This window comes from Njordella aestuarii (assembly GCF_056494165.1).
Genome location: NZ_CM151397.1, coordinates 662,654 through 676,447, shown reverse-complemented (window position 1 = coordinate 676,447; position 13,794 = coordinate 662,654). Strand labels below are relative to the sequence as shown.

10 protein-coding genes are annotated in these 13,794 nt (G+C 51.1%); 4 read left to right on the top strand and 6 right to left on the bottom strand.

What is annotated here, in order from left to right:
- Positions 1–159: 159 nt before the first annotated feature.
- Positions 160–1,017: a hypothetical protein gene (locus SH451x_RS02625; protein ID WP_479360799.1), complete on the top strand. Its 858-nt coding sequence runs from the start codon at positions 160–162 to the stop codon at positions 1,015–1,017.
- 82 nt (positions 1,018–1,099) lie between these two features.
- Here the strand turns inward: SH451x_RS02625 and SH451x_RS02620 are convergent, their stop codons facing one another.
- A complete protein-coding gene (locus SH451x_RS02620; RefSeq protein WP_479360798.1) occupies positions 1,100–1,465 on the bottom strand; it encodes a hypothetical protein in 366 nt (121 codons plus the stop codon).
- Between the two features lie 373 nt (positions 1,466–1,838).
- On the opposite strand from SH451x_RS02620, the gene SH451x_RS02615 reads away from it, so the two are divergent.
- Entirely contained in the window at positions 1,839–2,126 is a 288-nt protein-coding gene (locus SH451x_RS02615; RefSeq protein WP_479360797.1) for a hypothetical protein, read from the top strand.
- Positions 2,127–2,186: 60 nt separating this feature from the next.
- Here the strand turns inward: SH451x_RS02615 and SH451x_RS02610 are convergent, their stop codons facing one another.
- Genes SH451x_RS02610 through SH451x_RS02590 form a run of 5 tightly spaced genes read right to left on the bottom strand, consistent with a single transcriptional unit; the run spans position 2,187 to position 8,164 of the window.
- Positions 2,187–6,137, bottom strand: a complete 3,951-nt coding sequence (locus tag SH451x_RS02610) for an FtsK/SpoIIIE domain-containing protein (RefSeq protein ID WP_479360796.1) — start codon at positions 6,135–6,137, stop codon at positions 2,187–2,189.
- A gap of 3 nt (positions 6,138–6,140) precedes the next feature.
- Positions 6,141–6,383 (bottom strand): hypothetical protein, encoded by a 243-nt coding sequence (locus tag SH451x_RS02605; protein ID WP_479360795.1) that lies wholly within the window; start codon positions 6,381–6,383, stop codon positions 6,141–6,143.
- A gap of 34 nt (positions 6,384–6,417) precedes the next feature.
- A complete protein-coding gene (locus tag SH451x_RS02600) occupies positions 6,418–6,930 on the bottom strand; it encodes a hypothetical protein (protein ID WP_479360793.1) in 513 nt (170 codons plus the stop codon).
- Positions 6,923–7,285 (bottom strand): WXG100 family type VII secretion target, encoded by a 363-nt coding sequence (locus tag SH451x_RS02595; protein ID WP_479360791.1) that lies wholly within the window; start codon positions 7,283–7,285, stop codon positions 6,923–6,925. The genes SH451x_RS02600 and SH451x_RS02595 overlap by 8 nt, the downstream gene beginning before the upstream one ends.
- Positions 7,286–7,306: 21 nt before the next feature.
- Positions 7,307–8,164, bottom strand: coding sequence for a tetratricopeptide repeat protein (locus SH451x_RS02590; RefSeq protein ID WP_479360790.1), 858 nt, complete (start codon positions 8,162–8,164; stop codon positions 7,307–7,309).
- Between the two features lie 333 nt (positions 8,165–8,497).
- On the opposite strand from SH451x_RS02590, the gene SH451x_RS02585 reads away from it, so the two are divergent.
- Positions 8,498–12,262, top strand: coding sequence for an MSCRAMM family adhesin (locus SH451x_RS02585; protein WP_479360788.1), 3,765 nt, complete (start codon positions 8,498–8,500; stop codon positions 12,260–12,262).
- Between the two features lie 373 nt (positions 12,263–12,635).
- On the top strand, positions 12,636–13,706 hold the full coding sequence (locus SH451x_RS02580; protein WP_479360787.1) for a hypothetical protein: 1,071 nt from the start codon (positions 12,636–12,638) through the stop codon (positions 13,704–13,706).
- Positions 13,707–13,794: the final 88 nt, after the last annotated feature.

Below are 13,794 nucleotides of genomic sequence, written 5' to 3'. Positions count from 1 at the left end.
GCGTTGGTTTATCTGCCGACACATCGCGTTTTATCGTTAAGTCGACAGAATCAGCAGTCCTTTCCGACTGCTGGCAAGTGACCGGTTTATGTGGCGTTGAAGCATACAAGCGAATTGATTCATCGCTTTGGAATCATCAAATTACTGGGAAATGAAACTATGAAGGTCCGTAACCTCTTCTCGATCGTCACCTTAGCAGGCCTATGTTTCTCGGGAGCAGCTGCCATGCATGCCGACGATAAAGCTCCGACCGCTAAGAGCAAGAAGGCAGCAAAAGCTGCTGAAGAAACCGTTATGAAAGACGAAAGCGTCGAATTCTTTGCAGCTATCGAAGCTGGACAGATCGACGTCGACTTCTATCCCAAAGACGCTACCAAAGCAACCGTCATCGTTCACAACAAGACCGACAAGCCAATCGATATTCGCCTCCCAACAACTTTCGCCGCAGTTCCTGAAGCGCTTGCTCAAGGCATGGGCGGTATGGGCGGCGGCATGGGTGGCATGGGCGGCGGCATGGGCGGTGGTATGGGCGGCGGCGGTGGCCAAGCCATGGGCGGCGGCATGGGTGGTATGGGCGGCGGCATGGGTGGTGGCATGGGCGGCGGCGGTATGGGCGGTGGCGGCATGTTCCGCGTTGCTCCAGACAAACCAGGCAAGATCGCAACGCCAACCGTATGCCTCGAGTTCGGCAAGAAAGATCCGAACCCACGCATGAAGTACGAAATTATCCCCCTCGAAAAAGTAAATGCAGAACCAGAAGTTGCCGTACTGTGCGAAGCTCTCGGACGCAGCGAAGTCTCTCAAACCGTCGCTCAAGCAGCGGCTTGGAATCTAGCCAACGACCTGAACTGGGAACGACTGCGAACTTTGCCAAAGGTTGTTTCACGCTACACCGGCATCGAACTCTACTTCACTCAGTATGAGATCAATGCCGCCATGCAAGTCGCTTCGACCGTCCGATCTCGCGTCAGCGATTCGACATCCTCGTACACCAGCTACAGCGACTCGGCGAACTAAACTTCACCATATGTAATACGTTAGTTACTAAACACGGGATCGTTCCCGTGTTTTTTCATGCGCCGATGAAACTATTGGGCCGCTAGCTAAAACTCGCCTGCTTGCTTCCGAGCACAGGGTTACTGAAAAGCCAGTTCTTAATCGAAGTCTTTTGCCAGCTTTCTAGCTTGTTACTTTCAACCTTAATTGGCTCTTCGGCACCGGCGTCAATTTCCACTGCGGCCTCAAAGTCTACGCCGATTGTTGACAGGAATTGCCGAAAGGCACTCACCGTCGGTTCTTCGTCGCGGATTTGCTCGGCTTTAACAGCATCCAAGTCGCTGGTATCTGGTGCGCGAAACTTTTCCATCAACACACTTGTAAAATCCACCGCGCGCTTGCCCGCTGAGACGGCAACTGCGCCACCAATACCGATCGCCGCTCTGACAGCTATTGCGGATAGATCCATGGAGCTTCGATTGATTGAGATTCGCGGCTAGTGTGGTGCTTAGGATCCTGAACGTGGTGCTGTCTGCTCAATTACAACAGGATCGACTTTGGATTGTATCGACGCGCTTTAACGGTTGAGTTGACTTTGCTTTTCGCGAAGTCTGTTATTTAACGGACGCCCGAGAGCAAAATATGTTGATCTAGGCAAACTGCGAGTTCTGTGAAGGTTCTGGTAGCACCAATTGATCCGATTCTGCCAAGAAGATGCAATCCAAGACGACCGATTGCTCGATATCGATAGGGTGACAAGGAACGACGATTTGTTTGACAACAGCATTGTTCCTCGCGTTGAAAATTGAAGGACTGCCAGGGTAGGAATAAAGGAATATACGATGAATCGCAACGTTGCAGGGATGCTACTGCTCGCCATCGGAATGGTCGCGAATGTCGGTTGCCAGCTAGGCAATCGTGGATGCCCTCGTTGCACGCCGGGCTGCCGACCAGGCCCGATTGGCTGGCAACGCGGTGGCACTGATTACCAAACCACGCTCAATCACGCTGCATATCGTGAGCAAGCCGCTGGCTCGGGCGTTACTGGTGCGCAGGTTGCCTACCCATACTACACGACACGTGGCCCACGGGACTTCCTCCTGAACAACCCACCGACCATCGGTCGATAGTCCGCGGCTAAAGCAACTTGCTTTAACGATGTCCTGCCAGTCCCACGCATCTCGACGCGTCTAGCTTGACCGCTTGACTGCGTCGATTTCGAAGGGACGGAACTTGCGCGTTTGGCCTGACGAATCTTCGTACAAAAGCAGTACGTTTTTATCGAGCCGATTGGCTGCTGCCGAATCGATGAGATGATTTGAGTCGTTAGAACTCATCTGCATCAACGCCCGATACTCTATATCGTGAGTCGCTTGTCGAGGCAGCCAGCGATTAAAGGTGTTGGCGTTATCGGCCCAGAGCAAAACGTGAATTCCAACCATTGGTCCTTCACGTAAAATCTCTTGAAGCATCTTGTCGGGCTTGATTTCACTCGCGTCATCTCCAAATGAGAACTCCTCATTCTTCCGCAAGCTCCGCAATCGCCCCAAGTGCGTCACGACCAAAAGTTCATCGACTGCACCCAGGTTGTTGGTATTCGGGCGAGTTTCCCCGTGCGAACCGTCTTCATTCTGTTCTGCCATCCGCTGCTGCATGCGGCGATAGACCCCTTCGATCGCTTGATCTGCTTGCTGAATCCCGAACAGCTTGACGTGCGACTCGGTTCCAAACAATCGCCGGGCAAGCTCAAAACTAAAAGTATCTTCTTCTCTTGAGGCGTCGATAACCGTCAGCATGCGAGCGGAAAGTGTATCAGCAGGCTTCATCTGAAACGACGACATGATGCTGCGCAAAACACTCGCACCATTCTCGTCATCGCTGCCCACCAAGAGCACGTTCTGACCGGCCTGGCGATGTAAGTTGATACTTACAACTGGTTCGATCGATACGCTTTCCCCCAGCAAGACCGCCGGGCTGGCCGGGCTCTTTGCTTGGACGGACACTAAGGTCTTCGCAACCGATGCATCATCCCAAGTAGCTTTCTTGTGTCCTGCAAACACAATGCATCTCTCCAAGCCCCCGTGCATTGGATCCGAGTTTCGCGTTGACGCGGGCAGCGAAGCAAGAAGTTCTCGTTGCTTTTCCTTGCTGAGAAAGGCGACTTGAAATGGTTGATTTCCTTCGACTCTACCGCTTTGATCGTTGTAGATGGCTTGCCCCGCGTGTCGAAGTCTTTCGGCTGCTAGATTATCCTCGCTCAAGATCATCATCGCATCAGAACCCTCACACTGCAGTGCGACCCTGACCGCCATTTGTGCAAGAGTGGTTCGCGGCAGCGAATAGGCTCCACCAAGGGTCTGCGATGCAAGCACGACGTGAATACCAAACGAACGCCCTTGTCGAACAATGCGATCAAGTAACATAGCGGCGTGTTGTCCAAGCTTGTCGTCGTCGGTAAAAATCTCTTGGAATTCATCGACGACTACTAATATCCGCGGCATCGGAACTTCCGGATGCCGCGCACACCAGCTGGGAATATCTTGAACACCGGCGCTTCGAAACGCTTCTCCCCGCGTCTGCATAACGCGATCGATGTACTCAAAAGTGCTCACGCCAAATTCGCGCTGGCTTTCAATGCCAATTATGTCTGCATGCGGCAGGTTAGTTTCAGAATAAACCTGGAACTCGACTCCTTTCTTAAAATCGAGGAGCACAAGTCGAAGCTCATCGGGCCCATAGTGAATTGCCGCGCTCGTTACCAGAGTATGCAAGAAAGAAGACTTGCCTGAACCCGTTTTTCCAGCGACCAAAACATGCTGCGCTGTGCCATGCCCAAGCCGAAACGCTTGGCTTCTCCCGACGCCGGCATGCCCAACCGGAATACTTAAACCATGGGCCGATTTACTTTGATAACGGCTGAGTGAATTTGGCACGACTGTATCGAATGCCACTTCGACACGATTCGCTCGCAATGCGTCTTCCGCACATTGCTTTAAAACCAACTGCTGAACAGGAGCCGCGGGAGGTGATTCGAAATGGATCGGGAAGGCCCGCAGAGCATCAGCGGCGACGAACGCTTGCGGCTGCCCATTTACATCGCTCTGAATTCGAATTGTCAGCCCACTCTCGTCCAACCGCTGCATATTCACACAAGTCGGTACTGGAAAATCCGTGTCGACTAAGAGTACGACACTGACTCCGCAACGACCGCCTGAACTGAGCAACGATGAGAGATAACGCCAGGAAGTTTCGTCGACTCCGGCAGGAAAACGCGACCAAACGACTAGGCGATAAGGCTCCGACATGGAGCCTGCCTCATTGTTGTACTCGCGAATGTCTTTGTACCGATCGCGTAGCAACTGCTGAATAACATCTTCGGTATGATGTGAAAGGCGGGCAAGCTGCTCTGTAATATGGGTAGCTTGCGTCCAGACGCGATGATTAACCATCGTTGGATCGGTATCGGCCAACTGCATTAGATGACTGAACTCCCGGCCTAATCCATCGGGATCGATGATGGTAACTTGCAGTGCACCCGCAGGAAGTGAATGGAAAGCTCTTAAGACAAAATTCCGGAGGACATTCTGCGCTAGCGATTGTTGCTTTGCATCAGCCTTTATTATCAGCGATCCATGTTCGACCATTTTGAAGACGACAGGCACTTGAGCGTGCAAGGGCTTGCTTCCAGATTCGGCGAGAATTTCCGAAACGTCAGTGCCTAAGCTCAATTCCAGATCCCCGAGCGGAAGATACGCCAGAGCGTTTTGGCCGCGTGGCAAAGTTAGGATTTCCTCTGGATTGACTGGCCAACTGGAACAAAACTGTCCCAAAGAAGTCCGCAAACGCCTGAAACGATCGTCAGTTTTGGAGAGGGCTCCTTTGAGTCGGTTTCGCATGTAAGCCGTTGCGTTTTTCTCCGTTTCTTTCACAGTTGCAATCTCAGCCTTCGATTCTCGAGTGAACGTTCGAAGCCGTTCCTGCGAACTGGCATGAAACGAGGCCATCGTCCGTTTGGCATTGGTTTCAACCGAAACAAGCGATTCTTCGAAAGCATTATTCATTTCCAACCGCTTGTTCGCTTGTTGGCGATGAATAGAGGCCAGATCTTCGGACAACTTCTTGTCCAATTGATCTATCTCAGCGGCAGCTTCACTTTTAATGTTCGCGACTTTTTCTTGCAAGTTTGTGGCAAGACCGGCCACGTGTTCGCCATACTTGTTTTGCAGGTGTTGCTCGCCCCGATCAACATAGCATTCCAGCGTTCGACAAGTCGCATCTAGTTGTGGAAGCTGACTCCGAGCATACGATTTGATCATCGGACGCACCGCCAGTATCAAGACGATGCCGCCGAGTATGACAGTCACGCCGAAAACAGCGAAACTGACGAGAAACGCAGTAATTGGAGCCAATTGAGCATTAATGAACCATGCGATGGTGGCCATAGCTAGTGCGATTGCGGCAGCCAAGCACCACAACATCCAGGAATCTGTAAAACGGGAAGTCGGGTGTTTCTGTAAATTGTTCAGTATCTGCTTGCCTTGCGACATTTCGCGATGAACCAGAGCCTTGATCGATTCAAAATTTTCGTGCGATGCGATTGTTATGTCTGGCAAACTAGCATTAAAAAACTTGGCAGCATCGATATGCCTCTTGGCAAGTAATTGGCTCGCATGATTTCGAATGAGATCGGCTTCGCGTTTCTGTTTTCGGAGAAAGTCTTTGTTGGCATCGAGCGTTGTCTGCAATCGGCTTCGTTCGGATTTCGCTTCATCCTGTGCGGTCAGTACGGCTTGTTCGGCATTTGCAGCGATCAGCTTGCGAGCTTTCGCATTCGATTTTCTAAGCTCTATAATTTTCTGCTTTTGAGACTGGATACTTTGAAGAGTCATGCGGTCAAACTGAGTCCAGGTCGCATCGCTTTCTTCGTCAGCCTCCGTAATCTTCGTCACCATTTCAGAAGCATGCTGCTGCTTCAAATCACTCAAAGCCGCTTGATGTAGTCCGCTCAAGCGTTCGAGTTCGGTTTCCGATTGGTGCTTGACTGCGGCAATTCGATCGACGCAGTTGCTGAGACGATTTTGCAGCCCAGCTATAGTTGCGTTCAACCTGTTGCCACTGAGAATATTTAGTGCTTTCGACATGGTTTATTCCTCGATAATCTCGTCTCGAATTTGACGATTGATAGCTTCAGCAAACTCGGCGGCCTTCTGCAGGTAGTTCACGAGACGCTTCACACTTTCCTCTAACTGTGGCAGTTCGCTTTGGAAGAACCGCTGCGCTCGAGCGTCCTGCCAAACCTCTTGGACTCGTTCACAGTCCCCCCGATTTCGCAAAGCTGTTCGTTGTAGCCGATTGATACAGCCGTGTAGGTCCTGCCTCAGTTGCACGGTAATCTTTTCCAGTTCTTTAATCGATGGATTCTCATTCGCCTGATTGTTTTTCTACCTGCATCGATTGCAAGTTGGCATACTTTCGAATGGAGTCGATGATTTGTTTAAGAGCAGCATGCGCGTTGGGGAGCCCAGACTCACTGATCTCCAAAACATGTCGCAAGTGTGTGTTTATTTTGGTCAACTCTTGTTGCCATTGCTGCGAGTAACTTTTGATGCTTCGCAACTTATTTTCACAAAGATCTACTCGCTGTTTTGCGAGCTGCAACTGCTTCTTTTGTTCGGTACAACTGCGACGTTCGTCTTCGCGTGTCACTTGCTCACAACGGCTTAAGGCTTCTCGCGCTTCGGCCCAGCGTTGCTTTGCCCGCTGATGCTGAATCTTCCAATATGCGGGAGCAGTACTTTGCAGGTATTCGCTAACGCGGTCAAGTTCGATGCGAGTCTCGTCAATCTGCCTGGCCGTATCAGATTGTGTAATGACTAGGCACTTTGCAAAGTGTTCAATCTCAGCGAGACTTTTTACATTTGCAGAGCTATCCATGGTTATGGTATTCCTCGATCAGCTCGGCCTTCTTCAACAAATACGGCACGTGTTTTTCGCTCGCTTCGACAAGCCTTTGAAGCTGCTTAAGTTGCTGTTCAAATTCTAAAGAAAACTTGCGGTGCTCTTGGTCACGCCATGTCGTGCCGAGTCGCCCCATTTCCAGCGAGATCTTGTTGGTTGATTCCGATAATGTCGTATTGAATCGCTTCAACAGAATTGCAAATTGTCGTAGTTGCTCTGGGTCAACAATTGCTTGAGCCATAAACATTTCCTCGCCTGTAAGATCGAACGGTCGCTTGTTGATTTCGCGAATACTATCCATTCGCTGCCGCAAATTGAATAGTCGAAACACTGAGTTATGTGATAAGTTGCGTTAATCTTGCGGCGCGGTCTTTTGCGCGGCGGCTAACTTCTTTAGTTCAACCAGTTTTGCATGTAGCGTCGCGAGATTCCCCGTCTTCTGATCGGCAAGAATATTCACGTAGCGAATTGCCGAATCATATAGTTCATGTTTTTCAGACAGGGCAATTGCAAGCTCTAACGATCGAGTGCGAACTTCTTGCGGCGGTGCAGGCGAGCGAAAAATAATGGCGCGACGATAGGCCGCCAAGGCTTCGATAATGGCATGTTTCGACTCTAAACAGATACCAAGATTTAGAGACGCCACAGCTCGCGTTTGTGGAAACGTTTGCGCTCGTTCTAAACGCCTAATCGCTTCATCAGTTCGCGCAAGACGATTCAGTGCGATAGCTGACGTAATCAGTAAATCAGGTTGATCGGGATGCCGAGCATAACGCGCCTCAGCAATCTCAAACTGAAGAGCTGCCAATTCAAGCTCGCTCTGGTCCAATTCGTGGCGGGAAACTTCTGTCTTTTGCCACTCGTACTGCCGAGCCGCTGTTTGCATCGATTCGCGTGAGATCCTCAGACGCGCGTCCTCAAGCATCGTCAGAAGCGATTCGTCTTCCGGATTGTGTCGCACACCTTGTTCGAGTACGCGGCGAGCATCTTTCCAGCGTGCTTGTTCGAGGTAGATCGCACCCAGCTCGTGGTAAGGTTCGCTGTTGGCTGGATTGTTCTTGATCTGTTGCTCAAGGGCTTGAAACCGATGCAGCGGAATTGCCTTTGCAACCTTAGAATCTGCGGACACTTCGGTAGCCGGCGGAGTTGGGCGGTACAACTCCTTTGCAAGCTTCTCGACGATAGGGTTATTGGAAGTATCGAGCGGCATTAGAACAATCTTTGAAACAACCGACGGGAACCTTCAATCATACCGACCAGACGCACAAAAGATCAACTTTCGCAGCTTACTTTTCTTAAAGCCGATCCCAGATCAAATTGTCACCCAACATTTCGCAGGTTTGCGAGAATTCCTTTCGAGACTGCTACAATTGGAAAAATACTAGCGTTCGTTCTCGGATTTTAGCTGGAAACGTCACAAATCTCCCGCAGCCCTAAGAATATAATGGTTTGAGCGTATTATGTGTTGTGGGCGTAGTACAACGTAGCAGTTCGGCTCCCTCCACTTCGATGGCAGCCTATTCGCCTTGTATAGTTATCCTTCATGTCGCAAGCATCCGTTTCCAACAACCAACAACCGCCCAGACCCAATGTGGCTGGCACCAAGCCACGCCTGACTTTGACAGACATGGTCAGCGAAGCATCTGTAAGCATGCGGCGCAGTGAGGCCGCATATGCGGTCTTAGTGTTGGGATTGGCGGTTTGCACGTTAGGGATAACGTTGATATTGATTGACCATTGGTTATGGCCTTTGCCCTTGGCATTCCGATGGGTCGTCTGGGCAGGCGCCATCGCATTTTCCGTGTTATGGCTTATTCGTTACCTGGTTCCACTATTCGGCCAACATATCAATCCAGAATATGCAGCTCGCAAGATTGAAAAACGCGTGCCAGAACTGAAGGATAGCCTCATAAGCTATGTTCAGCTCAATAACACTCAGGACTCCGCCCCTCGAGGGGTTGTCGCCGTAGTCGGAAAATTCGCCGTTGAACGTTTAAGCCGTTATGACCTTGGCGAGTTCGTCTCGTCGACCGCTTCATTCAAACTTGCAGCGGCACTTTTCGTTCTGGTGTTGCTGTCTGCAATTTATGTCGTCGCATCTCCTAAAAGTGGCATGGATTCACTTCGTCGCTTAGCCATGCCTTGGCAAACGATTGAAGCTCCGACCCGCGTTCGAATTGTTAAAGTCGAACCTGGAACAACCGTCGTTTCTCGCGGCGAATCGCTGGAAGTGTCCGTCGAGCTGCGAGGCTGGTTGGCGGGTGATTTGGTTGAGCTTGAGTTTAGCACGCGAGATGGACAGTTGGTCAATCAACGCGTGCCCATGGAGCCAAAGATCGAAGGCCTAACGTACAAAGGAACTCTCAAAACGAATTCGGTCGGCATTCAACAACCGATCGACTACTCCGTCATCGCAGGCGACGACGTTGCTGGTCCGTTCCAGGTAGAAGTCCAACCGGTCCCCATTGTTACTGCGGAGAAAGTCGAATTGACTTTTCCGAAGTACACCAAACTGGAACCGCGGGAAGCCGATGTCAACAATTTCGAAGCAGTCGAAGGGACAAGAGCAAAAGTCCACGCACAGTCTAACCAACCGTTGACGACGGGACGGATCGAGGTGAACCCCGTCCTAGAGAATGGTCGCTTTAGCCGCGCCGATAACATTTACTCCATTACTGTTGATGAACGACAGTTGCTTGGCACATTTCCACTTCGGCTGAATTCAGAGCGTAATGATCCTACGTTTTCGGCTTTTCGAATCTCTGCCGCCAATCATCTGGGACAATTGAACGCCGATCCAATACTTTACAACTTTAGAGTCATAGCAGACCAGTCCCCAACAATCACATGGTCAAAAGAGTTACCGCAACAAGTCGAACTTCCGGTAGGACACGCGATCGATTTAAGTCTCGCTGCCAGTGACGTCGATTTCGGCTTGTCACAGATTCGAATCGTTGGAACCCAGAATCGATTCAAAGCGATCGAGCACGAACTATTACGGAACGAAGAAGGTATCTCGGCGCCCGTTGAGCGTACCTGGCGATTTGATTCGGCCGCGTTGAAGCTGCGGGTGGGTGACGAAGTCACGATGCAAGGGTTCGCAGCCGACAATCGTCGCGATATCGATGAAGTGCGTTGGGAACCGAACATTGCGACCACTTCACCGATCGTCATCCGCATTGTGGCAGCCGCCGAACAAGGCAACTCCGATAGCTCCCCCAACAAACAGATGGATCCTCTGCCCGACCAACCAGTCGATGGCAGTGACGTACAACCTCCAACCGAAGAAAACAAACCTAACGACGAAGCCCAGCCAACCGATTCCACGCAGGGCGGTGAAAGCCAAGAAGGAGCTGCTACAGATAAAGACAAATCTGCTGGTGCCGAAAACAAAGATTCTGGCAACGACTCAGGCGAGGGCGATCCACAAGAGACCGGTGATTCTTCTGATTCTTCGAATGGAAACCAGTCAGACTCAAACAATTCGAGCAAAGGTAGCGACGGATCCGGCGAAAAGTCTCAGGCGAACGAATCACCCGAAGACAATTCCGATCCTAGTTCTGACTCCAGCTCAGGCGAACAAGAGGCTGGCAACGAGTCTGAAGCTGGCAACGAGTCTGAAGCTGGCAACGAGTCTGAAAGTGGCAACGAGTCTGAAAGTGGCAACGAGTCTGAAAGTGGCAACGAGTCTGAAAGTGGCAACGAGTCTGGGGATGCGAAGGGGGCCGAGAGCTCGAACGAACAACCCAATAGTTCAGACTCTTCCGGTTCTAAAAAAGGTACAGAAGGCTCGGAATCGTCAAACGATCAGGCTGCGGGAGGTCAGAATTCTGATTCCTCTGGTGAATCATCCTCTGGTCAGGCGTCTAGCGAGAAGCAACCGGGCAGCGGATCCTCCGGAGATCCTTCCGCCGCGCCGTCGCCCGACAGCGCGTCCAATACCGGCGAGCCAGTAAGTTCCGATGAACAAGGTAACGCGGCTAATAACAACGCCAGCAGCAACGCTGGTGAACAGTCTCGCTCCAATTCTGGCAATTCCAGTTCGAACAAAAGCGACTCGCAGTCTAAGCAAGCCACTCCACCGGCTTCAGAAACTTCCGACGAGCCAAACGCAAATACGGAAGGTGCAGATGGATCGTCTGCAACAAAAGGAAACACAAGTTCATCGACCGGGGAGAAGCAGGGCTCTGATGGTTCAAACTCGCTCAAATCGCCAAACGATAGCGACGAAAACACCAACAGTAATGAATCGTCAAGCCCTTCAAAGAATGACGGCAGCAGCGCAACGAACCAGTCCTCTTCGAAGAAACCTGCATCCGAATCTCAAAAGGGATCTCCTAGTGAGACGGGCAAACCAGAGGGCCGACTGGATAATGTTGAACGTGGCGATAAGGGGCCGCCGACTCATGAAGGAGAGGTCTTTGAAGAAATAGAAAAATGGATTCAAGAGAATGGCGATCCCCAACAAAGCAGTACGCCTAATCCTTCTGCTGGAGAGAAGAAGCAAGATGGTGCGACAGACGACGGGAAGGGCTCATCGAAACCAAACAGCAGTGCCGAACCTCAATCCGGCAATGATGGTGGGGAGTCCGGCGAGTCTTCGAAATCAGGCAATGCTAACAACGGTGGCGAAAAATCTTCCGAATCCGAATCTCAGTCTAAGCAAGAAGGTAACACCCAATCAAAATCTGATTCTCAAAGTTCTGGCGCTGAGGGCGGCGGTGAAGCAAGCCCAAGTGGCGCCGAAGGTAATTCGGAAGATCAGGCTTCGACAAGTGGAGAGAGTGGAGAACCAGGTGAGCAAAATGGTTCTTCCAAACCTTCTTCAACAGGCAGCACGCCCGGACTGAACGGGAATCCGTCTCCAAGCGGAGACGCTGGAGAAGCCCAACAAGCTGAATCTTCATCACGCGCGAAACCCGACCCGGTAAATCTTGACTACGCAAAAGAAAAAACGAATCTCGCGTTGGATTATTTAGAACGACAACGTGAACAGCCTGATCCAGAACTGCTCAAGAGACTTGGTTGGGATGCAGACCAACTCCGTGACTTTACCGATCGTTGGAAGCAGATGCGCGATCGTGGAATTAAACCCGATGGCATCGACGAGAAGTATGCGCAAGAGCTACGTTCACTGGGCTTAGTCCCACCGGTCGCTGAGTCGCGAACTTCTTCCAGTGTCCCAGACAGCCTAGGTGGCTTGAATGAAGAAGGCATGCGATTTCGGGCTCCTAGTTCTCTGCAAAGCCAGTTTGATGCATTCCGACGCGCCACTCAAAAGAGGCTTTCTAAAGAGAAGACGCCGTAGTGCGTCTGTTGTCACATAGGCGGCTTGTGCCTCTTCGCACACTCAGTGTTGGGTCTTATTTTTTGGTCACACGTGTGCTGCACGCTTTGCACACCTACCCCAGCCCGAAGAACCGACAAAGCTTTACAACCGCTGCGAACTTTAGCGTTTCCGCTCAGAAATTCTTTGCGAGCAATCTTATTTCGCGAGTAGTGATCAGCCGATTCGACTTGCGCGTACACAATCGGCGGTTTGTACGATTACGAAGTGTGCGTTCGGGCACTTTGCGCAGTGTATCAGACTCCTATCCATGATATGTTGCACATACGACGGACATCGCACATTCCGGTATCCAAGAGCTACGCGGAATTTTTGAAAGGATTCGAGAGAGATCATGAAAATGAAATTGAAGTTTGGTATGGCCGGGTTGTTGGGTTTAAGCCTGACCGGCGCTAGTTTTGCAGATCAACCGGTCTACCCAACATTTGACCAGGAAACGACTGCGGTCAGCTTTGAATCGTCGGTGAACACGACCCCTCAAACGATGCAATGCGGATATTTTGGTACGGAAGGATGTGATTGTAACGCCGGTTCCGCTTGTGATGCGAGCTGCGATTTTGGATGCGATTCTGCTTGCGGATGTGATTCGTCAGGATTGTTGGGATTCGGAATTCTGAAGCGTAGTGACACATGCTTCAATGACTTTATCAGTCCCATGACCAACCCAGTGTTCTTTGAAGACCCTCGGACGCTCAGCGAAGTTCGATTCATATTTTTGAATCACGAGCTTCCAGCGGCACTTGGTGGCAACTCCGTGCAAGTCTACGCAATGCAAGTGCGAGCAGCGCTGACCGAGCGTCTGAGCCTGATCGCGACCAAAGACGGCTTCATCTACACACAAAGCCCAGTGCTTGAGAGTGGTCTCGCCGATATCGCTGCTGGTTTGAAATACAACCTCTACCGCGACGTGAGGAATGGCCGTTTGCTGAGCGTTGGTGGAACTTATGAGATCCCTAGCGGATCGAATAAAGCATTACAAGGTAATGGCGACGGGGAATTCCATTTCTTCGCGACCGGCGGAACAAGGCTCGGCGAGAAATCACACTGGTTGAGCGCTATCGGGCTTCGTGAGCCACTCGATACGGATGCCGAAAATCGAATGATTTACTTCTCGAACCATTTCGACCGGCAACTGGGTGACCGCGCACTGTATGCTTTCACCGAAGTAAACTGGTACAACTATCAAAGCTCGGGAACAGCATTTCCTCTACCTGTCGAAGGTGGAGATCTGTTTAACTTGGGATCGGTCGGTGTGACTGGCAACAATCTAGTGACGCAAGCCGTCGGTTTCAAGTCAAAGCCAGCACGCAACATGGAAGCTGGGATTGCTTACGAAGTTCCACTGACCGAGCGTGAAGGAATCCTAGCCAACCGCTTCACAGCCGACTGGATCATTCGCTATTAGCGAACTCTAGTTGTTATGGCGTAAGTTGTCATAGCTTCTAAAGGCGGCGAGTACCGATTTGTCGGTAATCGCCGCGTCTTTCATTATA